We start from the raw sequence: 20799 nt of genomic DNA, 5'->3' as shown, positions 1-20799 counted from the left end.
AAAGGGCCGGGCCTGCTGGCCAATTCCCACCCGTCGTTCACCGTTGCTGCCGCTACCGTATTCGCGGGTAAACCCGCTCCTACAACTGGAACGCAATGGCAGCGATCAGCGGGCCAGGCCTGAACGACGCTCGCGCAGCGCCTTGTCGACTTCGGCCTCGATCTTGTAGGCCGGCCCCTCCAGGTCGTCGAAGTTGCGCGTATAGCGTCGGGCAAATTCCTCCACGCCCAGCTCCTGATACTGCTGCACATGCTTGAGCTCGTGCGCCCACAAGGCCACGTTGTCCTCGGCATCGGCGGCCCGGCGGAAGATGATCGTGTCGATCAGTGTAACGGCGTTCACATCGGGGTTCTGCAATAGCGCATTGGCTGCGCTCATCTGTTGCTCATCCCCCACCCGGAAGCGCGCCGCGTCGAGCACGGCAAAGTCATACCAAGGTTCAAGCTGCGCCCGAATATGCAACGGAATCGGCTGCACTCCGCTGGCCGTGGCTTCGTCGCGGGCCTGGCGCAAGGCGTAGGTCAGGCTGGACGAGGCCATGACCTCCACATCCTTGAGGATCTGCCCGGCCTGGCCTGGGTCGATCGGGGCGCAGAAGCAGCCCATCAGGCACACTTGATACTGCCCAGGCGGGCAGGCCTGTTCGGCAAGCGCTGGCAGGGCCAATAGCAAACCCAGCAGGGCACTAATCCGTCTCATGCAGGGCCTGTTCGACAAACTGGCGGCTGGCGCCCAGTACCTGCGTTTGCACGCTTTCACTGGCCAGCATGCGCCCGACCAGCAATGCTCCTACGCACTGGCTTATCAGCACCCAGGCCAGCTGCTCATCCTCCAAGGTTGTGCTCCAGGCCTGGTGCAGCTCTACCAGCCAGTGCTCAGCCACTTCACGCACCGGCGTGTCGGCCCGGGCGATTTCCACACCCAGCGGCGGCAGCGGGCATCCACCTTCGGCATTGCGCAGGTGGGCCAGGCTCAGGTACTGCTGCAGACAGCGGCCCAGGCGTTCGCGGTTGGCGCCTTGGCAAGCCAGGCGTGCCAGGGGGCTGTTGCTCAGCTCCTGGCGTACCACCTCGGTAAACAGGTCGTCCTTGGACGGGAAGTGGTTGTAGAAGGCACCGCCGGTCAGGCCGATCGCTTTCATCAACCCGGCCACGCCGGTGCTGGCAAAACCCCCGCGTTTGGCCAGCGCGCCGCTGCTGGCCAGCAACCGTTCGCGGGTTTGCTGTTTGTGTTCGTTGGAATAGCGCATTCACATGCCTCGACAGACAGGCTTGACGATGACCGCGATCATAGCATAGCGTTCGTTTACTAAACGATCATTTACCCATGGAGGCAGGCATGTCAGAACAACAAAAAGTCGTGCTGGTGATCGGGGCGGGCGACGCCACTGGGGGTGAGATCGCCAAGCGCTTTGCGCGTGAGGGCTATATTGCCTGCGTAACCCGGCGCCAGGCCGACAAACTGCAGCCGCTACTGGAGGAAATACACGCCGCTGGCGGCCAGGCCTACGGTTTTGGCTCTGATGCGCGCAAGGAAGAGGAGGTGACCGCGCTGGTGGAGACTATCGAGCGTGATATAGGTCCGATTGAGGCATTTGTCTTCAATATCGGCGCGAATGTGCCGTGCAGCATTCTCGAGGAAACCCCACGCAAGTACTTCAAGATCTGGGAAATGGCCTGCTTTGCCGGTTTCCTCACCGCGCAGGCGGTGGCCCGGCGCATGGTTCAGCGTGAGCGCGGGACCCTCCTGTTCACCGGCGCTACAGCCGGTACCCGCGGCGCAGCCGGTTTTGCCGCCTTCGCCGGCGCCAAGCATGGCTTGCGTGCCCTGGCACAGAGCATGGCGCGCGAGTTGGGGCCACGCAACATCCATGTCGCCCATGTGGTGGTGGACGGTGCCATCGACACGGCCTTCATCCGTGACAGCTTCCCCGAGCGTTATGCCCTCAAGGACCAGGATGGCATCCTTGACCCGGCGCACATTGCCGACAGTTACTGGTTCCTGCACGCCCAGCCCCGCGACGCCTGGACGTTCGAGCTGGACCTGCGCCCCTGGATGGAACGCTGGTAAACCCCCGTTAACACGCAAGGACCGTCACCATGCACACGTCTGTCGATTTCTTTTTTGACCTGGGCAGCCCGGCCAGTTACCTGGCCTGGACCCAACTGCCGAACCTGTGTGCCCGCCACGGCGCTACGCTGCGCTACCGGCCAATGCTGCTTGGCGGGGTTTTCCAGGCTACCGGCAATGCTTCGCCGGCCATGATCCCGGCCAAAGGGCGCTACATGTTCACCGACCTGGCACGCTTTGCCCAACGCTACGGTGTGCCGTTCGGGATGCCGCCGGGCTTTCCGGTCAATACCCTGACTTTGATGCGCGGCGTGACAGGTACCCAGTTGCATTCACCGGATCGGTTCGAGGCATTGCTATCGGTGCTGTTCACTGGGCTGTGGGTACAGCGCCGCAACCTGAGCGACAGCGCTGTGCTGAATGAAACACTCGTGCAGGCAGGTTTCGACCCGCAGGGTTTTCATGCCCTGGCCGCTGACAGCGAAGTAAAAGCCGCGCTAAAGCAGGCCACCGAGGCCGCTGTGGCGCGCGGGGTGTTTGGCGCGCCCACCTGTTTTGTCGGTGATGGCATGTTCTTCGGCCAGGACCGCCTGGACTTTGTCGAAGAGGCGCTGCGTCAGGGAGCCAGCAGCCTCTCCAGCTGAGTGCGCTCCCACAGGCTGAGCAGGTCGGTGGGGTTGGTGCCATAGCGCTGCCAGTGCTCGAGCCCGGCCTGTTCGCCGCCGGGGGCTTGGCAATGAACGCAATGCGCCAAGCCTTCAGTATCCAAGGCCAACGTCAGTTGCCAGCCCTGGATACCGACATCGACCAAGCCACCCTCGCGGCGTGCAACCACCTCAAGGTGGTGTACGCCAAGGGCCACATTGCGCAGGCACTGATAGACATCCCGGGCGCTCAGTGAAGGTCTGTGCGTCAAGATCAGAAATTCGCCGGCGTGTTGGCGCTGATGATCTCGGCCTCATCCGGGCCGATGTTCTTGAAACTGTGCGGCAGGGTCGTGGGGATGTAGTAGCCGTCGCCCGAATTGAGGACGCTGACCTGGCCGTCGACCCACAGCTCGACGGTGCCACGGGTGACCAACCCGCATTCTTCGCCTTCAGCGTGCACGATCGGTTCGCCAGAGTCGGCGCCGGGTGCGTACAGCTCACGCAGCATGCGCATTTGGCGGCCTTCGACGCTGGCGCCGACCAGCAGCATGCGCAGGCCATTGCGGCCCAGGTCGGGTTGTTCGCCACCACGGAATACGTAGCGTTCCTCACGCACCGGCTCGTCGAAGCTGAAAAACTCCGCCAGGCTCATGGGGATGCCCTCGAGCAGTTTTTTCAGGGAGCTGACCGAAGGGCTGACGCGATTCTGCTCGATCTGCGAGATCGTCGAATTGGTCAGCCCGCTGCGACGGGCCAGTTCCCGTTGGGAGAGGTTGTTGCGTTCACGCACCAGTTTGAGTCGCGTCCCCGTGTCCATAGCCGCCTTGTAATCAGAGGTGTCAATAATAATGAGCGATGCGCATTAAAACACACTCTGCGCCCTTGCGCGCTGTGCTTCTCAAACCCGCTGCTCACGCGGCATTGGCCACAGCCCGACCAGCAGCAACAGCACGGCCACGGCCAGGAATGGCAAGCGCGGATCAAGGGCATACACCAAGGTACCGGCGAGCGGCCCGATCACCGCGCCCATGCCTTGGGCGGCGCCAATGGAGCCGGCCGTGGCGCCTTGTTCGGAGGCCTGCATGGCATTGGCCGCCAGTGCCGAAAACGCCGGGAAGACGAAGCCCATGCCGGCCGCCGCAACAAAATAGCAAGCCCACAGCCAGGGGGCCGTGGTGGCCAGCGAGCCACAGGCAAAGCCCAGTGCCGATACCGTGGCACCCACCCGGATCATCTTCAGCGGTGGCCACTCCAGTTGGCGCAGTATCACCTGGGCCAGCATCAGTGCCACACCCACGGTGGTCAGGGCAATGCCAGCCGCCTGGGCCGCTTCGGCAGGGCCCAGATGCAAGCGGTCAAGGGCAAAGAAACCGACGATGATCTGCGACACGGTCACGCTGAGCATGGCGCTGAATGCCACCAGCAGCGGCCGGCGCAGGCGCGGGTCGTTCAGCCGCACCGGGCTGGGGGCGTGGCTGTGCGGCAGCGCCTGTGGTTTGAGGGTAAAAAACAGCACCAGGAAGGCAGTGGCCGGCAGCAGCGACATGATATGGAACGGCAGGCTCAGGCTGTGCCGCGCCAGCAGTGCGGCCAGCGCTGGCCCGACCACCAGACCGACGGCGTTGGCCGCCCCCAGTGAGGCCATGGCCCGCGCCCGGCGTTGCGGCTCGACATGGTCAGCGATCAGCGCATTGCAGCCTACCGGGATGGCGGCATAAAAGGCGCCGATGCAACCACGCGCGATCATCAGGCCGATGAACGCCAAGGTCGCCCCCGGCATCCAGCGCAGTGCGCCTTCGACGAACAGGCACAGCAGCCAGTAGGCCAGGGTGAAGCCGGCGCTGCCCAGCAGCAGGATGCGCCGGCGGCCCAGGCGGTCTGCCGCGCGGCCCCAGGGCCGGGCCAGCAGCACCCAGACCACGCCGGCCACGGTCACGGCGGCGCCGGCTTGCCAGGTGGCCATGCCAAGCTGGCGGGCTATCGGGCCGATCAGGGCGACGAAGGCCATCATCGACATGGTGCAGGCCATGTTGGCCAGCAACAGCGGGCGCAGGTTCAGGGTGCTGGCAGGCAGCAGGGTTGCAGGATCCTTTGCGACGTTCATGGGCAGTCCAGGGCAGAGTGGCAAACAAAGCCGATATTATTAGGAATCATTATCGATTGTCGAACCCCGTGCTGCTACCGTTCACTCGCTGCGGTGCAAGGGGCCAGGCCACATGCTACGCAACACACCGTCGCGACGCACCCACGCATGCATCAAAGCGGCCCCCACATGCACCAGCACCGTGGCGAACAGCAGGTAGCCGGCCCAGCCATGGGCCTGGCGCAACACAGCATATAGCTGCAGGTTGTGAGGGGCGATGGCGGGCAAGCCGAGCGGGCGCGGGTAATCGCCTGCCGACAGCATGGCCCAGCCCAGCAGCGGCATGGCCAGCATCAGGCCATAAAGCAGCAGATGCGAGGCTCCGGCGGCCCAGCGCGGCAGTTTTGGCAGATCGTTCGGCAGGGGCGGGTGAGGTAGGGTCAGGCGCACAGCAATGCGCAGTACCACCAGCACCAGCAGGGCCAGCCCGGTGGCTTTGTGCAGGCTGATCAGCACCGGGTGGCGTAGCGACAGGTCGGCGACCATGCTTACGCCGATGAACAGCATGGCCAGAATCAGCACGGCCATCAGCCAGTGCAACACGCGGGCGAAAGGGTGGAAGGCTTGAGGTTTCATGGCTTGGCTCCGGTGCTGAGCGATTCGCGGCTACGGCGGTTGAACGATTCGGAATAGGCGGCCGAGCGGGCGGCGAGGATCGGGTCGGCTGACGCCTCTATGCCGCGGGGCAGGATCAGCGGGTCGAAGTTGAGATCGCGGCAGGCCCCTTGCTCGGGGGCGTCTACCTGTTCCAGTACCAGAGTGCCAGCGTCCACGCTGCGCCGCTCGGCGGGCCACGGCCGGGCAGGGTCGTCCACGGCATCGCCAGGTTCGGCCAGTACCAGTCGCAGCGTCCAGCGCAACGGGCCTTGGGCAAGGCGCTGCTGCAAGTCGTGTTGCAGGAATTGCTTGTCATCAACCTGCGCGGGTAATGCCGCAAATACAGTTTGTGGCTCGAGCTGCCAACGCACCGGGTGGGCCGCACCCGCTGCGTCGATCAGGCGGAAGGCATTGATACTGTGGTACTGCGTGTTGGCGAAGCTGTCGCTGGGTTTGTAGCCCGCCGCCCATTGGCGAAACGCCGCGCTTTCCGGGTGAGCGGCGAAGAACGCCTGCAGCTTGCCAGGGTCCGGTTTGCCGGTTGCCGGGTCTGGTGCGCTCGCCAGTACTTGCTGGTAGAACCCTTGCGGCGTGCTGACTGCCAGCACCGGAGGGTTATTCATGCCGGTCCGCCAGACTTGGCCATCGTCGGTGCTTAGCTCAATCGCCAGGCTGCGTACGGGTATACCCGTATCCGGGGCGAACGGGTTGGCGCCGCCGATGGCAAAACGGCCCACCACCGGCACCCGTTGCTGGCTGAAGGCGCGCGCCGTGGACAGGTTGGCGGCCTGCCCGCTGGCCTGGAAGTAGCCGCTCACGCACAAGCCCTTGGCGTGGTTCTTGCGGTAGCCGGGGTAATGCCCGGCCTGGGCTTCGAAGGTGTCGATGATGCGCTGTGGCGTCAGTCGGGGGGCGCCGAGCCAGCCAGCGGCATAGGCAAAGCCGGCACCTGCGGCCAGCAGCACGCCGGCAATGGCGGCCAGGCGCAAGGCTTTGGCCGAGCCGTGCAAGGGTGTGTTCATGGTCATCGTCCGGTTCAGTGAAGGTGCCAGTACGACGTGTCAGAGAAAAAGTTATTCCCTCATCGGGAATAGAATGTGTTCACAGGCGTCTGCCCTTTACACTGACAACCCCAGAGGCCGGGACCTAGCCATGCATGATTTGGACGACCACCAGTGGCGCGAGCTGCTGGCCCGCCTGCGCCGCTTTGCCGTGTGGCTGACCCGTGAGCCGGGCAGCGCCGACGACCTGGTGCAGGCCACGGTCGAGCGGGCCCTGAGCCGTCGCGACCAGCAACGGGACACTGATGCCCTGCGTGCCTGGCTGTTCACCATCCTTTATCGACAGTTCCTCGACGGTAAGCGCCGGGAGCGATTGCATGCGCGCTGGTTGTCCTGGTTCGGCCGTAACGAGCACGACGATGAGCCGGTCGGTGACAACCTCGAAACCATCGTTCTGGCACAGGCCGACCTGCAGGCGTTTGCCCGGCTGACGGCGGAGCAGCGTGCCTTGTTGTTGCTGGTCAGCATCGAAGGCTTGAGTTACAAGGAGGCCGCCCAGGCCTTGGGCATCCCCATCGGCACTGTGATGTCGCGCCTGTCGCGCGCGCGCAATGCCTTGCGCGAACTGACCGAGGGCAACCCCCAGCCCCCGGCCTTGCGGAGACTGAAATGAAGCGCCTGATCCCCAGCGATGACGAATTGCACGCTTACGTCGATGAGCGCCTGGAACCTGTGCGCCGGGCCGAAGTGCAGGCCTGGCTGGCGGCCAACCCGCAAGCTGCGGCACGGGTGGAAGGCTGGCGCGCCGATGCCCGGCGGCTGCGCACAGCGCTGGCCGGATTGGGCGAGCTGCCCGGTGCGGCGCAGCTGGACCTTGGCCAGTTGCGTCGGCAATTGCGCCAGCGTCGGCAGCGGCGTTGGGCGGCGGCGGCGGTGGTGATGCTGGCGTTGGGTGTGGGGGGCTTGGGCGGCTGGCAAGTACGCGATGCAACCTTGGCGCGGGTCGACCTGCCCATGGCTGATGCTGTTCAGGCGCACCGTTTGTTCGCCAGCAGTGAAGCACTGGATATCCAGGCCAGTGATCCTGGGCAGTTACGTGACTGGCTGGGCCGCCATTTCAGCCGGGTGGGCCAGTTACCGGACCTGGCGGGGTATGGCTTCAAACCGGTGGGCGCCCGCCTGCTCAGCAACGAGCAGGGGCCGGCTGCATTACTGGTATTCGAAGATGGCAAGGGCCAGCGCATCAGCCTGTTCCTGCGCTCGCCGGGCGACCTTTATCGGCGCATGCCGGACGGGCAGCGGGTCGATGGCCAGCTGGAGGCGCGGTACTGGTCGCATGGGGCTTATAACTTTGCCTTGGTCAGCGCGGCGGACGATGTGCGTGGGGCGGGGGTGGGGGAGGCGTTGAGGTTGGGGTTGTGAGTGTGGGCCCAAGGTGTGCACCATGGGCCCGTCACCCGAATCAGCTCAACTCCAGCCAGATCGGCGCATGGTCCGACGGCTTTTCCATCCCGCGCAGCTCATAGTCGACGCCCGCTGCCTTGATGCGCGGCACCAGTGGCTGCGAGGCCATGATCAGGTCGATGCGCAGGCCGCGCTTGGGCTCGTCCTCAAAGCCGCGGCTTCGGTAGTCGAACCAGCTGAAACGGTCGGTCACCTCCGGGTACAGGTGGCGGAAGCTGTCTACCAACCCCCAGCCTTTCAAACGTTCCATCCACTCACGCTCCTCCGGCAGGAAGCTGCACTTGCCGGTCTTCAGCCAGCGTTTGGCGTTGTCCGGGCCAATGCCGATATCACAGTCTTGCGGCGAAATGTTCATGTCGCCCATCACCAGCACTGGCTGGTCGTTGCGGAACTGGCTTTCCAGCAGTGCCTGCAGGTCGCTGTAGAAGCGCTGCTTGGCCGGGAACTTGGTGGGGTGGTCGCGGCTTTCGCCTTGGGGGAAATAGCCGTTCATGATGGTGATCGGGCTGCCGTTGGCATCGGCAAAGGTACCCCAGATGAAGCGGCGCTGGGCATCTTCTTCGTCGGTGGCAAAGCCCTTGTGCAGGCTCAGCGGCGCCTGGCGCGACAGCAGGGCCACGCCGTAGTGGCCTTTCTGGCCATGGTAGTGCACGTGGTAACCCAGTGCCTGCACGTCGGCCAGCGGGAACTGATCGTCGCTGACCTTGGTTTCCTGCAGGCCGATCACGTCCGGCTGGTGCTTTTCGATCAGCGCCGCCAGCTGATGCGGGCGGGCCCGCAGGCCGTTGATGTTGAAACAGACGATCTTCATGGAAAGACAATCCCGGTAAAAGGCGCGATGCTAGCCGACATCGACCTGCATCACCAGCATGGCGGCCAGGCGAGCCTGCTGCTAACGTGCTGTTGGGGGTGAACGAAGCACGCTGGGGCACCTCCAAGGCACTGAACGCCCATTCCAGGAGGTCTGCCCGCAATGCCCGAAACCACAGCCGCCCCGGCCCGTGTATGCCTGCTCGACGATGGTTACAGCCGCGAGGCACGTTCGCTGCTGTACAACGCCTACCGCCACGAGCCCACCTTCGCCTACATCTTCGAAGCCCAGCGCCCGGGGTATGAGCGGCGCCTGCGGGTGATGGTGCGCGAATGGGTGCGCCAGCACTTCTACCTGCAACTGCCCGCCATCGGCCTGCTGGTCGAGGACCGCCTGATTGCCCTGGCCCTGATCGTGCCACCGCAGCGCCGGCTGGGCGTGGCCGACAGCTGGGCCTGGCGCCTGCGCATGATGCTGGGTACCGGCCTGCGCTGTACGCGGCGCTACATGGACTACCAGGCTGCATTGGCCAGCTGTCTGCCCACTGACCAGGTGCATGTGTTGCCTTTGCTGGGGGTGCACCCGCAGTTTCAGGGCAAGCACTACGGCGAGCAATTGTTACAAGCTGTGCACGACTGGTGCGCGGAAGACCCAGGCACCCAAGGGGTGGTGCTGGACACCGGTAACGAGCACTACCTGGCTTTTTACCAGCGTCAGGGTTATGAGGAAATTGGCGAAGTAGCTGTAGGACCAATCCGAGAGAGGGTGTTCTTTCATCCTAATCCAGTCTCTTCAAAACCCGCTTTTGCCTGAACAGGCCGCCGGGCGGCTCCCTTGAGCGCCTGGCTCTGGTAGCATGCGCCGCATGACGTATTCAGGAAGATTGACCTGGGGCCTGGTTTTCTGGGTCGCCAGTTTCGCAGCATGGGGCCAGAGCGAGTTGTTGGTGAAGGTGAAGCCGGCCAACAAGGCGCTCAAGGCCAATGTCGAAGGCTATATAGGCACATTGGGTGACCGCGACGAAGAAGCACTTTTGCGCTTCAGTCGCGGGGCAGAGGAGCAGGCGCGCAAAGCGGCGCAGGCACTTGGCTACTATCAGGCGCAGATCGATACCGAGGTCAAGCCCGCCAGCGACGCAGACCATCCCCCACAACTGATCATCAGCATCAACCCGGGCGAACCGATTCGCCTGCGCAACGTGACCGTGCGCATCGAGGGCCCAGCCAGCGAGATGAAGGCCTTCCGCGTGCCTGACAGCAAGGCGCTGCGGGCGGGTGAACAACTCAATCACGGCCATTACGAGGATGCCAAGCGGTTGATCCAGAACCAGGCGTCGCGCTATGGCTTCTTCAGTGGGCGCTTCAGTAGCCAGCGCCTGGCCGTCGATCCGCAAGCCGGTGTGGCGGATATCGAACTGGTCTACCAGAGTGGCCCGCGTTATCGCCTGGGCGCCGTCACCTTCGGTGGCGACACACCGCTGGACGAGGACCTGCTGCAGCGCATGGTGTCGTTCAAGCCGGGTACCCCTTACGACTCGGAACTGGTCGCAGAGCTGAACAACGACCTGCAATCGAGCGGCTATTTCGAAGGCGTGCGTGTGGATGCGGCACCCACTGCTGCTGTGGGCGAAGAAGTCCCGGTGGATGTTCACCTGGAAACCCGTAAACCACGCACCATGGGCCTTGGCCTGGGCTTCTCGACCGACGTCGGGCCGCGCGGCAAGGCCAACTGGACCCGCCACTGGGTCAACCCGCAAGGCCACAGCTATGGCTGGGAAACCGAACTGTCGGCCCCGCGCCAGAACGTCGGCCTGTGGTATGACATTCCGCTTGATCCGCCGCTGACCGACAAGCTGCGCTTTGCCGGTGGCTACCAGAACGAGGAGCTTGCCGGCACCGACACGCTCAGCAAGCTGTTGACGGTCGGCCCCGAGTGGCACAGCAAGCTGCCCAGTGGCTGGCAGCGGGTGATTTCGCTCAAGTACCAACGCGAAGAATATCGCCTGGGGGACGACTCCGGTTTGAGTAACCTGTTGATGCCTGGCATCAGCTATTCCTTCCTGCGCAGTGACAACCGCATCGATCCGCACAACGGCTATCGCCTGCAGTTCGATGTTCAAGGTGCCAAGGAAGGGCTGGTTTCCGACACCAACCTGCTGCACGGCAACGTATTGCTCAAAGGTCTGACCACGCTCGGCCACAACCACCGCTTTCTCGGGCGCGTACAGTTTGGTGGCAGTGCGACCAATGGCTTCAAGAACAACATTCCGCCGTCGCTGCGTTTCTTCGCAGGTGGCGACCAGAGTGTGCGCGGTTACGACTACCAGACCCTGTCGCCGAAAAACAGCGACGGTGACCGTATCGGCGGGCGCTACCTGGTGGCAGGCAGTGTCGAGTACCAGTATTCGCTGACCGAAAAATGGCGGGTTGCGACGTTCGTCGACCAAGGCAACTCATTCAACGACCTGGAGCTGCCCAGCCTCAAGACCGGTGTCGGGTTTGGTGTGCGCTGGGTATCGCCGGTCGGGCCGCTGCGCCTGGACCTGGCCAAGGCGTTGGATGACGAAGGGGGCATTCGCCTGCACTTTTCCATGGGGCCCGAGCTGTGAAACGCGTAATCAAATTTACTTCACTGGGCCTGCTGGGGGGCGTCGCGAGCATGGGCCTGGTGCTCGGCTTGCTGCTGGGTACCCAGGCCGGCAGCCGCTGGGCACTGGGCAAGGTGCCCGGGCTTGAAGTGGCCGACTTCCAGGGTCGCCTGGCGGGCAGTTGGCAGGCCAGCCGGCTAACCTGGGCCGACGGCGGCAGCACGGTAGAGATGCAGGCGCCGTCGCTGGCCTGGTCGCCTGCCTGCTTGCTGCGCGCGACCTTGTGCATTGACCGGTTGCAGGCAGACCGCATTGACATGGCCTTTGCGCCAAGCACTGAACCCACCGAGAGCGCCCCGCTGCAATTGCCGACCCTGCGCTTGCCGCTGGCCATCGAACTGGGCGAGGTCAAGGTCGGGCAGCTGCGCCTGGATGGCAGTGATCTGCTTGGCGATTTGCAACTGGCTGCGCACTGGACCAATAGCGGGATACGCATCGACAGCCTGCGGCTGCTGCGCGACGACCTGCAATTGAGCCTACAGGGCGACCTGCAACCCGAAGGCGACTGGCCGGTAACACTACAGGCGCAATTGCAGTTGCCTGCGGTAGACGAAAAACCCTGGCAACTGGCACTGACGGCCAATGGCCAATTGCAGAAGACGCTGGAGCTCGCCGGCACCAGCAGTGGTTACCTCGATGCCACATTGAGCGGGCAGTTGCAGGCATTGGCCGAGCACCTGCCGGCGACCTTGCACATCCGCTCCGAGGCGTTCAAGCCGGCTGGTGCGTTGCCTGACACCCTGCAATTGAACGCGCTCGAGCTCGATGCCAAGGGCGATCTGCTCGATGGCTATCAACTGTCTGGCAGGGCCAGCCTGCCGGCCGAGCAGTCACCGATCGCCTTGCTCCTGTCCGGTCTGGTCGACAGCAAAGGCGCCAGGCTCGATGCCCTGGACCTGACCGCCAGCGACAGCCAACGGGTCAAGCTGCAAGCCACGGCTGACTGGCAGCAAGGCCTGAGCGCCGATGCGCAGCTGGACTGGCAGGACTTCCCGTGGTTGCGCCTGTACCCACTGGAGACCCCGCCTGAAGTCACCCTCAAGCGCTTCAATACCCAGGTGCATTATCGTGATGGCAATTACCAGGGGACTTTCACGGGGGACTTGGACGGCCCGGCAGGAGCGTTCAGCCTGGCCAGCCCGTTCGAAGGTGACCTCACCCAGGTGAAACTGCCGCAGTTGGCGCTGAGCGCCGGCCAGGGCAAGGCTGCCGGCAGTGTCGCCGTCCGTTTTGCCGACACCCTGGCCTGGGATGTCGACCTGCAGCTCTCCGCGCTCGACCCGGCCTATTGGCTGGCCGAACTGCCCGGTACCCTGGCGGGGCCACTGCGCAGTAAAGGCGAACTGAAAGGCGATACGCTTACCCTGGATGCCCAGCTTGACCTCAAGGGCCGCCTGCGTGGCCAGCCAGCCATGCTCAAGGCCGAGGCCCAGGGGGCAGGGCAAAACTGGACCCTGGGCACACTGGCTATCCAGCTGGGTGACAACCGCATCAACGGCAGTGGCAGCGTGCAACAGCGCCTGGCGGGGCAAATCGACCTTGACTTGCCGCGCCTGGGCCAGTTGTGGCCAAGGCTGCAAGGCGGGGTCAAGGGCCGGCTGGATGTCGCCGGCACCTTGCAGGCCCCGCAAGGTACGCTCACCCTGCAGGGCCAGCGCTTGGCTCAGGGCGAAAACCGCCTGCAGCAGTTGGACCTGGATGCCCGCCTGGACAACGCCCAACGCGGTGTAGTCGGGCTCAAGGCAACCGGTATCCACCTGGGTGATACCGCCTTGGGCACGTTGCAGGCCAACGGCAAAGGCGACATTCGCCAACAGGCCTTGACCCTGGCGCTGGATGGCCCGCAGCTCAAGCTCGACCTTGGCCTGGATGGCCAGTTGAACAAAGGTGACTGGCGCGGGCGCCTGGCCACTGGCCGCATCCAGGCCGGTGGCCAGGACTGGCAGTTGCAGGCGCCCGCACGCCTGCAGCGGCTGGCCAGCGGCCAGCTTGACTTCGGGGCCCACTGCTGGCGCTCCGGCCAGGCCAGCCTGTGTGGCGACGACCAGCGGCTGGCCCCCGAACCGCGCCTGCGCTACCACCTCAAGCAGTTCCCGCTGGGCAGCCTGGCCCAGTGGCTGCCGAAGGACTTTGCCTGGCAAGGCCTGCTCAATGCCGATATCAACCTGGATATCCCGGCCAGCGGCCCCAAGGGCACTGTCGTTGTCGATGCCAGTGGCGGCACCTTGCGAGTGCGCGACAAAGGCCGTTGGGTCGATTTCCCTTACCAGGCCCTGCGCCTGGACAGCACGCTGGCACCGCGGCGCATCGATACGCGCCTGGCGTTTCGCGGTGAGCGCCTGGGTGAGCTGAACGTCAACGCCCGGCTCGATCCGCTGGGCAAGAACAAACCGTTGTCGGGTGATTTCCGCCTGGCCGGGCTGGACCTGTCGGTGGCCCGCCCATTCGTGCCCATGGTCGAACGCCTGGCCGGGCAGCTCAATGGCAGTGGTCGGCTTTCAGGCACCTTGCTGGCACCTCAGGTCAACGGCAACCTGATGCTCAGCGGTGGCGAAGTCAGTGGCGCCGAGCTGCCGGCCAGCCTTCAGGACCTGTCATTGCAGGCGCTGATTGCCGGCGAGCAGGTGCAGCTCAACGGTAACTGGCGCAGTGGCGAGGCGGGACGTGGCCAGTTGAGCGGCAACCTCACCTGGGGGCAGGCACTGGGCATGGACGTGCGTCTGCAAGGCCAGCAACTGCCGGTCGCGGTCGAGCCCTACGCCACACTGGAAGTTGCCCCGGACCTGACCTTGCGCCTGATCGATGACAAGCTGGCGGTGACCGGCAAGGTGCAGGTGCCCAAGGGCAAGATCACTGTACGAGAGCTGCCGCCGTCCACGGTCAAGGTGTCGGATGACACGGTAATCGTCGGTCACCAGACCGAGGAAGGCAAACCACCCATGGCAATGGCCATGGACATCGATGTCGAAGTCGGCCGCGACAAGCTGTCGTTCAGCGGCTTCGGGCTGACTGCCAACCTGCTGGGTCATGTGCACATCGGCGATAACCTCGATACCCGTGGCGAACTGAGCCTGGCAGATGGCCGCTACCGTGCCTACGGCCAGCGCCTCACCATACGCCGGGCGCGCCTGCTGTTCGCCGGCCCGATTGACCAGCCATACCTGGACATCGAAGCGATCCGCAAGGTTGACGATGTGATAGCCGGCATCCGCCTGAGCGGCAGCGCCGAGCAGCCGACGACCAAAGTGTTCTCGGAGCCGGCCATGAGCCAGGAGCAGGCGCTTTCGTACCTGGTATTGGGGCGGCCATTGGGCAATACCGGCGAAGATAACAACATGCTCGCCGAGGCGGCCCTGGGCCTGGGCCTTGCCGGGAGCGCCGGCATAACCGGCAGCCTGGCGTCGAGCCTGGGGATCGACGACTTTCAGCTGGATACCGAAGGTTCTGGCAACAGCACCAGCGTGGTCGCCAGCGGTAACCTTACCGAGAAGCTCAGCCTTCGTTACGGGGTGGGCGTGTTCGAACCGGCCAACACGATCGCGTTGCGTTACAAGCTGAGCAAGAAGGTTTACCTCGAGGCCGCCAGTGGGCTGGCAAGCTCTCTGGACATCTTCTACAAGCGCGACTTCTAGGCCCGCAGCGTGGCGGCCATCAACGGACGGTGGCCGCCTCGATGAACTCGTTGGTGTCGGGTGAGGGCGATGGAGTGGTGGCGCGTACCGGGACGATCAGGTTGGTGTATTCCTCGATCAACCGGTTCAGGGCCTCTGGCGGTTCGCTCGCCTGGAACTGCATGCGGATCTGCACTTCGTCGGGGTCGCGGTTTTCGCCCTGGCGGCCTTGGCCACAAATGGTGACCTTGAAGCTCGCGGCCTTGCTCTCGCTCGCGGTCAGCAGTGCCTGCTGCGCCTCGGTGCCTTTGACCCTTACCGACAGGTCGACCTGCATGCGCTCAAGGGCCAGGCCTTTCGGTGACACCAGCGCAAACAGGGGGACGCGCATGATGTGCTGCCCATCCATGGCCACCTCGACCATCTTGGCTTTCATGGGGGCGCCCAGCGCTTCTGTGTCGCACTCGAAAAACTGGTCGAACAGGTTGATGTACTGCTGGGCAATCAGGCTGTTGGTGGCACTGGCGGCTTCTTGCAGGCCGCGGGTAATTTCACGCAGGTCAATGGAGGTCATGGGGGCGGGGGGCTTTTGCAACGATTCGACTCCTCAGGCCAGGGTGTGCCCCTCCGGCTACCGGCAGGAGGGGCTATGGGTCAAGCGCTAGCGTTTTACGGGGTCGGTAGGTTTGCAGGCGCGGCCCGTTTCAAGGTGTCCGCCTGGGATATTTCGTCGGGGCTTTCCAGTGCGGCGGTTCGGACAATGGTTGGCTTGGTTGCGGCGTCAGTGAGGAACTCGATTACCCTCATCATCGCTTCGGGCGGTTCCTGACGCTTCAGGGTCGTGTTGAAGGCATAGCGGGCACGGGTGTCTGTTTTACGGGTTTGCGTGGATTTGTGGCTCACGCTGCCTTTCACGTTAAGCCTGAACGGCCCCCATCCCAGTGAGCCGGTAGCTTCTGCACTCATGTCCTTGTTGGAAACATCTTCCGACATCTGGTTGATAACCAGCTCGAACTCTACATTACCCTCTTCGATGGAAATGTTCGGGTGGGTAATGGCCGCCATCAGCGGCACTTTCATGGTCTTGCTGACCACCCCTTTGTATTCGCCCTGTTCGTCGACGATGGTTTCGTCGTAGTCGAACTGAATGGCTACTGCCTTGCCATCCTGGACGCATACCTGCATCAGGAAGTCGGCGTAGGATTTGCTGGCGGTGACCTGCGCCTGGACCATGGCCTGCAAGGGACCGGCGATCATGCGGTCCATCGGCAGGGCATTGATCACGGAGCCTATAAGGCTGTTATCTAACGACATATCGGGAAGCTCGCTCTATCTAGTGGGGTAAGGCCGCCGCGAATAGCAGCCAAGGTGTTCGGGCGTCAGCGCGTGCAAAGCTCCTGGCGCCGGATGTTGCCGATCTGTCGCAGGCTCAGGCCGTACTTGTTGGCCAGCAGGCTGCGGGACAAACCGTTGGCGCTTTCCTTCTGGATCTGCTGGTTGCGCAGCTGACGCAGAAAGTGGTCAGCCTTGGGGATCTCCAGGGCGACCCCGGCAAAGCGCTTGATCAGTGCGTCGAGCGCTTCGGCCGGCAGCACGTCAGCGAGCTTGGTGCGCTCGCGGTGCTTGGGGATGTACTTGGGCCTGCCGCCGTAGGCGCAGGTCAGTTGGTAGGCGTTTTCGATGCCGATACAGTCGATCAGGGCCTGCAGCGAGTGGGGCAGTTGGCTGATATCGATCTGGCTCAAATCTGGCATTTGCATATGGCGCTCCTTCGGGGTAGATGGGATGTGCGACCCGATCACCCGCGGCGTTATGTCGAAGGTGTGAGCAAATTCTGTGCGACAGCCGAGGCGCGTCGCTAGGCGGCATATGGGTTGGGGGTTGTAGCTTCGGTGAACAGGATTTGCAGGCAGCGATATCTGGCGCTGTAGGAAATGGCGTCGACATCTGGCTGTGCTTCCTGGTTTCCTGTCGGGTCGCTCGCGATGATGCGGAGCGGGTGCGGCACCCCTCAATCGCACGGGTAGCTGCTCAGCAAGCTGGCGCTACCCAGATAGGCTTGAGGGGTGGCGCGCATGCCCGGCGGCAACGTGCGCCAATCGACCAGCAGGCACAGCGCGTGCAACGGCTGGCCGTTGCGCTGGCCGATGACCTGGTCGGCAAAGTGGCGGCGGTACAGTACCTGGGTCTGATTCAGAGGCTGTGCCTGGTCGGCCTGCGCCAGCGTTTGTCGGGCCAGGTCGGGCAAGCGGGCTGTGGGCACGCTGAAATGTACCGGTGCAGTTTCGGTCTGCAGGTAGCCGGCCTGGCGTACGCGTTGCCACAGTTGTTGCCATTGGCTGGCACCGGCATGGGTGGCCAACTCGCGGCCCAGTTCGAGCAGGTGTTCGGCCGGCGTCTGCTGGGTGTCCAGTGCATGAAGGGAGAGCGGGGTCAGTAACAGCGATGCGAACAACAGGGGTTTGTACATGGTGCCTCCGGCGTGGGTGCTAGGAAGCCCCATGCTTTCAGGCTGACGTCACCCCACCCAGCAGGAAATCCAGCGCCGGGGGCGGTGACCGTTGTATCATTGCCGCGGCTCGTTGCGAGCCATTTGCCCCTGATGTTGCAAGGAACATTCGATGACACACGTGCAGCGCCTCAAATATTCACTTCTGATCATCCTGGTGGTACTGGGCCTGATGCTGGGCCTGTCCCACCTGCAGAAGCAGGGCACGATCAGTGAGCAGACCTTCCAGATGCTGGCCATCGCCATTGCCGTGGTGGTCGTGGTGATCAACGGCATTCTGCGGCGCAAGGTCAAGCCCTGATCTGCGCGGGCCGGCCAGGTATGGCCGGCCATGCGCTCAGCGCGAGGGTGTTTGCTCCAGTACGGCGCGCGCCTGGGGGTTGAGCCTGTAGCACTTGTCGCTACCCAGTTGTATGACGCCTTCGGTGCACAGGCGCTTGAGCACTTCACGCACACTGAGGAACGACAGCGGGATATCCAGTTGTTCCAGTTGTGCGTGCACCCCGCGTACGCCAATACTGCGGCCATTGCGGTCGGCGGCGTGCAAGGCATCGATAACCTTGAGGCGGATCAGGCTGGTGCGCAGGCCGAAGGTGCGCAACAGTTCGCGGATCTGTTCGTTGCCGATTCGTTCTTCAGCAAATACGTCCTGTCCCTTGGACGTTTTGCCTGGCGCGCGCCCGGCCTGGATCGAGGTTTGCGGGTTGTACATGCGAATGCTCCTTTTCGTGGACGAACCCGAAATGTGGGTGGCTCACTTACTAGGACGAATGAGCACGCAAAAACTGCAACCCATTCGTGAAAAAAATGCCTGTTTCTCATCAAGACGTTCCATCGCCTTGTAATACGTAAAATATTCATCTGGCCATTCGTCTGATCGGGATGACCCCCGAACCCGAGGAGTGCCCGTGTTTCCACTTTGCCGTCCCATGACTTGCGTCGGCCTGGCCGCTGCCCTGGTGGCCTTCAGCGTCGGTGTGCAGGCGCAGCCCGCGCCAGCCGACGCCAGTGCCCAGATCCGCTATACCCGATACGGCGTACCGCATATCGTGGCCAAGGATGAGCGTGGCCTGGGCTATGGCGTCGGCTATGCCTACGCCCAGGACAACCTATGCCTGCTCGCCAATGAAGTGCTGACCGTGAGCGGTGAGCGCTCACGCTATTTCGGCGCCAAGGGCAAGACCCTGGAGCAGCGTGACAACCTGACCAGCGACCTGTTCTTCACCTGGCTCAATAGCCCAGCGGCGGTCGATGCCTTCCTGCAGGCGCAACCCGCGCCGGTGCAGGCGTTGCTGGCGGGTTACGCCAGCGGCTACAACCGGGCGTTGGTCGAACGCCGTCGTCAAGGGCTGCCCGCCGAGTGTGGCGATGGTGAGTGGGTGCGGCCCATCAGCAGCCAGGATCTGGTCAAACTGACCCGCCGTTTACTGGCCGAGGGCGGTGCCGGGCAGTTCGTCGAGGCGTTGGCAGGGGCGCAACCGCCAACGCTGGCCCGTGCGCAATCGTCAGCGGGCTTTGCCAGCGCGTTGGCCCGGCAGGAGCGGTTCGCCGCGGAGCGCGGCAGCAATGCGGTGGCAGTAGGCGCGCAGCGTTCAGCCAATGGCCGCGGCCTGTTGCTGGCCAACCCGCACTTCCCGTGGATGGGCGGCATGCGCTTCTACCAGATGCAACTGACCATTCCTGGTCAGCTTGATGTGATGGGCGCGGCGCTACCGGGACTGCCGGTGGTCAACATCGGTTTCAACAAGCACCTGGCGTGGACGCACACCGTCGACACTTCCAAGCACTTCACGCTCTACCGCCTGCAACTCGACCCCAAAGACCCGACGCGCTATATGTTTGATGGCAAGTCGCTGCCGATGGCCCGGCAAACCATCCGTGTGGCGGTCAAGGGCACGGATGGCAGCCTGAGCCAGATTGAGCGGCCGGTCTACAGTTCGCAGTTCGGCCCGGTGGTGCAATGGCCAGGCCGCCTGGACTGGGATGCGCAGGCGGCCTACAGCGTGCGAGACGCCAACCTTGAGAACTCGCGGGTGTTGCAGCAGTGGTACCAGATCAACCGAGCCGACAGCCTGGCGGCATTGAAGGGATCGGTCGAGCAGTTGCAAGGTATCCCTTGGGTCAACACGCTGGCCGTGGACGAGGGAGGGCGGGCCTTGTACCTGAACCAGTCGGTAGTGCCCTATGTTGACCAGCAACTGTTGGATACCTGCAGCAGCCCGCAGGCACAAGGGCGCCTGGTGGTGCTGGATGGCTCGCGTAGCGCCTGCCAGTGGAAGGTTGACGCGCAGGCGGCGCAACCGGGTATCTTCCCGGCGCGGCTGCTGCCAAGCCTGGAGCGTGAAGACTTCGTTCAGAACTCCAACGACCCGGCCTGGATGGCCAACCCGGCGCAGCCGCTGACCGGCTACTCTCCACTGATCAGCCGCAATGATCAGCCGCTGGGCATGCGTGGCCGCTTTGCCTTGCAGCGCCTGCAGGGCAAAGCCCGGTTAGGTGCTGATGAACTGCAGCGCATGGTCACCGATGATGAGGTGTACCTGGCCAGCCTGGTGTTGCCGGACCTGCTGCAATGGTGCAAGGGTGCCAGCGCAGATGTGCAGGGCGTGTGCAGCAGTCTGGCCGCCTGGAACGGCAAGGCCGACCTCGACAGTGGCATGGGCCTGGTGCACTTCCAGAACCTGTTCAATGCGCTGGCCGAGCACCCGGAAAGCTGGCGAGTGGCATTCAACCCGGCCGACCCGCAGCACACCCCGCGCGGCCTGGCTGTCGAGCAGGCGGTGGTGAGCAGGTTGGTACATCAGGCAGCACTGGCGTCGCTCAAGCAGGTCAGTGAAAGTGGCGTTGCCGGGGAAGCGCGCTGGGGGCAGGTGCAACAGGCCCTTGATGGTACGCCGGTACCAGGTGGCCCGCAGGCGCTAGGGGTGTACAACGCGATCTACAGCGTGCCGCACGGGCAGGGCAAGCGGCTGGTGGTGAGTGGCACCAGCTACCTGCAACTGGTCAGCTTTACCGACAAGGGGCCAGAAGCCCGTGGCCTGCTTGCGTTTTCCCAGTCGAGTGAAAAGTCTTCGGCGCATGCCAGTGACCAGACCAAGGCATTTGCGGCCAAGCAACTGGCGGTGATTCCGTTTACCGAGGCGCAGATCAAGGCAGACCCGGCGTATCGGGAAGTGGTGATCAGTGAGCGGGACAAGGGGGTGGTAGTCAGCCAGCCCTGAAGCGTCAGCCTGCGCCGGCCCATTCGCGGGTAAACCCGCTCTCACAGGAATCGCTCCGCTTGCAGCGTTGATGCGGAG

At 63.8% G+C, this 20799-nt stretch carries 22 protein-coding genes; 9 read left to right on the top strand and 13 right to left on the bottom strand.

The annotated features are described in order from the left end of the window. Nucleotides 1–105 precede the first annotated feature (105 nt). Together ACTJJN_RS05675 and ACTJJN_RS05670 are read right to left on the bottom strand one after the other, a co-directional pair. Nucleotides 106–699 carry an eCIS core domain-containing protein gene (locus ACTJJN_RS05675; protein ID WP_012052552.1) on the bottom strand — a complete coding sequence of 198 codons (594 nt, stop codon included), beginning with the start codon at nt 697–699 and terminating at the stop codon, nt 106–108. Continuing rightward, complete coding sequence (locus ACTJJN_RS05670; RefSeq protein ID WP_012052551.1) at nt 686–1249, bottom strand: TetR/AcrR family transcriptional regulator; 564 nt, start codon at nt 1247–1249, stop codon at nt 686–688. The genes ACTJJN_RS05675 and ACTJJN_RS05670 overlap by 14 nt, the downstream gene beginning before the upstream one ends. 89 nt (nt 1250–1338) lie before the next feature. On the opposite strand from ACTJJN_RS05670, the gene ACTJJN_RS05665 reads away from it, so the two are divergent. Both ACTJJN_RS05665 and ACTJJN_RS05660 read left to right on the top strand, forming a co-directional pair. Beyond that, entirely contained in the window at nt 1339–2070 is a 732-nt protein-coding gene (locus ACTJJN_RS05665; RefSeq protein ID WP_014859932.1) for an SDR family oxidoreductase, read from the top strand. A 29-nt stretch (nt 2071–2099) separates the two neighbouring features. After that, complete coding sequence (locus ACTJJN_RS05660; protein WP_161773604.1) at nt 2100–2714, top strand: 2-hydroxychromene-2-carboxylate isomerase; 615 nt, start codon at nt 2100–2102, stop codon at nt 2712–2714. On the opposite strand, the gene ACTJJN_RS05655 is transcribed toward ACTJJN_RS05660, so the two are convergent. From ACTJJN_RS05655 to ACTJJN_RS05635, 5 genes are all read right to left on the bottom strand, one after another. Next, nucleotides 2687–2986 (bottom strand): DUF7693 family protein, encoded by a 300-nt coding sequence (locus tag ACTJJN_RS05655; protein WP_237617314.1) that lies wholly within the window; start codon nt 2984–2986, stop codon nt 2687–2689. The two genes, ACTJJN_RS05660 and ACTJJN_RS05655, sit on opposite strands and share 28 nt — an antisense overlap. A gap of 2 nt (nt 2987–2988) precedes the next feature. Then, on the bottom strand, nt 2989–3534 hold the full coding sequence (locus ACTJJN_RS05650; RefSeq protein WP_003248033.1) for a cupin domain-containing protein: 546 nt from the start codon (nt 3532–3534) through the stop codon (nt 2989–2991). Nucleotides 3535–3615: 81 nt separating this feature from the next. After that, nucleotides 3616–4821, bottom strand: coding sequence for an MFS transporter (locus ACTJJN_RS05645; protein WP_003248036.1), 1206 nt, complete (start codon nt 4819–4821; stop codon nt 3616–3618). A gap of 81 nt (nt 4822–4902) precedes the next feature. Continuing rightward, the gene (locus tag ACTJJN_RS05640) at nt 4903–5436 is read right to left on the bottom strand and encodes a cytochrome b (protein ID WP_440781086.1); all 534 of its coding nucleotides are present in this window, start codon (nt 5434–5436) and stop codon (nt 4903–4905) included. Next, nucleotides 5433–6485, bottom strand: a complete 1053-nt coding sequence (locus tag ACTJJN_RS05635; protein ID WP_324737043.1) for a catalase family peroxidase — start codon at nt 6483–6485, stop codon at nt 5433–5435. Before ACTJJN_RS05635 ends, ACTJJN_RS05640 begins: the two co-directional genes overlap by 4 nt. Before the next feature lie 124 nt (nt 6486–6609). Between ACTJJN_RS05635 and ACTJJN_RS05630 the strand changes: the two genes are divergently transcribed. Together ACTJJN_RS05630 and ACTJJN_RS05625 are read left to right on the top strand one after the other, a co-directional pair. Further along, nucleotides 6610–7131 carry a sigma-70 family RNA polymerase sigma factor gene (locus tag ACTJJN_RS05630; RefSeq protein WP_003248041.1) on the top strand — a complete coding sequence of 174 codons (522 nt, stop codon included), beginning with the start codon at nt 6610–6612 and terminating at the stop codon, nt 7129–7131. Continuing rightward, the gene (locus ACTJJN_RS05625) at nt 7128–7880 is read left to right on the top strand and encodes an anti-sigma factor family protein (protein ID WP_012052546.1); all 753 of its coding nucleotides are present in this window, start codon (nt 7128–7130) and stop codon (nt 7878–7880) included. The genes ACTJJN_RS05630 and ACTJJN_RS05625 overlap by 4 nt, the downstream gene beginning before the upstream one ends. A gap of 40 nt (nt 7881–7920) precedes the next feature. On the opposite strand, the gene xthA is transcribed toward ACTJJN_RS05625, so the two are convergent. Beyond that, nucleotides 7921–8733, bottom strand: coding sequence for an exodeoxyribonuclease III (gene xthA / locus ACTJJN_RS05620; protein WP_012052545.1), 813 nt, complete (start codon nt 8731–8733; stop codon nt 7921–7923). Nucleotides 8734–8895: 162 nt separating this feature from the next. Between xthA and ACTJJN_RS05615 the strand changes: the two genes are divergently transcribed. From ACTJJN_RS05615 to ACTJJN_RS05605, 3 genes are read left to right on the top strand one after another with little or no spacing between them, the layout of a single operon-like run. Beyond that, a complete protein-coding gene (locus ACTJJN_RS05615; protein WP_004576713.1) occupies nt 8896–9546 on the top strand; it encodes a GNAT family N-acetyltransferase in 651 nt (216 codons plus the stop codon). A gap of 52 nt (nt 9547–9598) precedes the next feature. Beyond that, nucleotides 9599–11341: an autotransporter assembly complex protein TamA gene (locus ACTJJN_RS05610; RefSeq protein ID WP_029611748.1), complete on the top strand. Its 1743-nt coding sequence runs from the start codon at nt 9599–9601 to the stop codon at nt 11339–11341. Next, nucleotides 11338–15012 carry a translocation/assembly module TamB domain-containing protein gene (locus ACTJJN_RS05605; protein WP_014756434.1) on the top strand — a complete coding sequence of 1225 codons (3675 nt, stop codon included), beginning with the start codon at nt 11338–11340 and terminating at the stop codon, nt 15010–15012. The genes ACTJJN_RS05610 and ACTJJN_RS05605 overlap by 4 nt, the downstream gene beginning before the upstream one ends. A gap of 19 nt (nt 15013–15031) precedes the next feature. On the opposite strand, the gene ACTJJN_RS05600 is transcribed toward ACTJJN_RS05605, so the two are convergent. The 4 genes from ACTJJN_RS05600 to ACTJJN_RS05585 all read right to left on the bottom strand — a co-directional run bounded on the left by ACTJJN_RS05600 (nt 15032) and on the right by ACTJJN_RS05585 (nt 17461). Continuing rightward, nucleotides 15032–15586 (bottom strand): DUF2589 domain-containing protein, encoded by a 555-nt coding sequence (locus ACTJJN_RS05600; RefSeq protein ID WP_440781082.1) that lies wholly within the window; start codon nt 15584–15586, stop codon nt 15032–15034. Nucleotides 15587–15660: 74 nt separating this feature from the next. After that, complete coding sequence (locus ACTJJN_RS05595; protein ID WP_012052541.1) at nt 15661–16305, bottom strand: DUF2589 domain-containing protein; 645 nt, start codon at nt 16303–16305, stop codon at nt 15661–15663. A gap of 65 nt (nt 16306–16370) precedes the next feature. Continuing rightward, complete coding sequence (locus ACTJJN_RS05590) at nt 16371–16751, bottom strand: Mor transcription activator family protein (protein ID WP_003248057.1); 381 nt, start codon at nt 16749–16751, stop codon at nt 16371–16373. Nucleotides 16752–17002: 251 nt separating this feature from the next. Then, entirely contained in the window at nt 17003–17461 is a 459-nt protein-coding gene (locus tag ACTJJN_RS05585) for a hypothetical protein (protein ID WP_003248060.1), read from the bottom strand. Nucleotides 17462–17612: 151 nt separating this feature from the next. On the opposite strand from ACTJJN_RS05585, the gene ACTJJN_RS05580 reads away from it, so the two are divergent. After that, nucleotides 17613–17801, top strand: a complete 189-nt coding sequence (locus tag ACTJJN_RS05580; RefSeq protein WP_003248064.1) for a hypothetical protein — start codon at nt 17613–17615, stop codon at nt 17799–17801. A 36-nt stretch (nt 17802–17837) separates the two neighbouring features. Here the strand turns inward: ACTJJN_RS05580 and ACTJJN_RS05575 are convergent, their stop codons facing one another. After that, nucleotides 17838–18212, bottom strand: a complete 375-nt coding sequence (locus tag ACTJJN_RS05575) for a hypothetical protein (RefSeq protein ID WP_012052539.1) — start codon at nt 18210–18212, stop codon at nt 17838–17840. Nucleotides 18213–18408: 196 nt separating this feature from the next. On the opposite strand from ACTJJN_RS05575, the gene pvdQ reads away from it, so the two are divergent. Then, a complete protein-coding gene (gene pvdQ, locus ACTJJN_RS05570) occupies nt 18409–20721 on the top strand; it encodes a bifunctional acylase PvdQ (RefSeq protein ID WP_041168438.1) in 2313 nt (770 codons plus the stop codon). Nucleotides 20722–20799 lie beyond the last annotated feature (78 nt).

Source organism: Pseudomonas sp. 22515 (genome assembly GCF_052044625.1).
In the GTDB taxonomy this organism is placed as follows: domain Bacteria; phylum Pseudomonadota; class Gammaproteobacteria; order Pseudomonadales; family Pseudomonadaceae; genus Aquipseudomonas; species Aquipseudomonas alloputida.
Note: the sequence above shows the minus strand (reverse complement) of the source record. Positions and strands in the feature narration are given on the sequence as shown.

Coding starts and splice junctions, on each gene's coding strand:
- ACTJJN_RS05575 (WP_012052539.1), bottom strand. CDS start 18,212: ATGTACAACCCGCAAACCTCGATCCAGGCCGGGCGCGCGCCAGGCAAA.
- ACTJJN_RS05640 (WP_440781086.1), bottom strand. CDS start 5,436: ATGAAACCTCAAGCCTTCCACCCTTTCGCCCGCGTGTTGCACTGGCTG.
- ACTJJN_RS05665 (WP_014859932.1), top strand. CDS start 1,339: ATGTCAGAACAACAAAAAGTCGTGCTGGTGATCGGGGCGGGCGACGCC.
- ACTJJN_RS05625 (WP_012052546.1), top strand. CDS start 7,128: ATGAAGCGCCTGATCCCCAGCGATGACGAATTGCACGCTTACGTCGAT.
- ACTJJN_RS05660 (WP_161773604.1), top strand. CDS start 2,100: ATGCACACGTCTGTCGATTTCTTTTTTGACCTGGGCAGCCCGGCCAGT.
- ACTJJN_RS05585 (WP_003248060.1), bottom strand. CDS start 17,461: ATGTACAAACCCCTGTTGTTCGCATCGCTGTTACTGACCCCGCTCTCC.
- ACTJJN_RS05630 (WP_003248041.1), top strand. CDS start 6,610: ATGCATGATTTGGACGACCACCAGTGGCGCGAGCTGCTGGCCCGCCTG.
- ACTJJN_RS05670 (WP_012052551.1), bottom strand. CDS start 1,249: ATGCGCTATTCCAACGAACACAAACAGCAAACCCGCGAACGGTTGCTG.
- ACTJJN_RS05635 (WP_324737043.1), bottom strand. CDS start 6,485: ATGACCATGAACACACCCTTGCACGGCTCGGCCAAAGCCTTGCGCCTG.
- ACTJJN_RS05615 (WP_004576713.1), top strand. CDS start 8,896: ATGCCCGAAACCACAGCCGCCCCGGCCCGTGTATGCCTGCTCGACGAT.
- ACTJJN_RS05650 (WP_003248033.1), bottom strand. CDS start 3,534: ATGGACACGGGGACGCGACTCAAACTGGTGCGTGAACGCAACAACCTC.
- xthA (WP_012052545.1), bottom strand. CDS start 8,733: ATGAAGATCGTCTGTTTCAACATCAACGGCCTGCGGGCCCGCCCGCAT.
- ACTJJN_RS05580 (WP_003248064.1), top strand. CDS start 17,613: ATGACACACGTGCAGCGCCTCAAATATTCACTTCTGATCATCCTGGTG.
- ACTJJN_RS05610 (WP_029611748.1), top strand. CDS start 9,599: ATGACGTATTCAGGAAGATTGACCTGGGGCCTGGTTTTCTGGGTCGCC.
- ACTJJN_RS05675 (WP_012052552.1), bottom strand. CDS start 699: ATGAGACGGATTAGTGCCCTGCTGGGTTTGCTATTGGCCCTGCCAGCG.
- ACTJJN_RS05645 (WP_003248036.1), bottom strand. CDS start 4,821: ATGAACGTCGCAAAGGATCCTGCAACCCTGCTGCCTGCCAGCACCCTG.
- ACTJJN_RS05590 (WP_003248057.1), bottom strand. CDS start 16,751: ATGCAAATGCCAGATTTGAGCCAGATCGATATCAGCCAACTGCCCCAC.
- ACTJJN_RS05595 (WP_012052541.1), bottom strand. CDS start 16,305: ATGTCGTTAGATAACAGCCTTATAGGCTCCGTGATCAATGCCCTGCCG.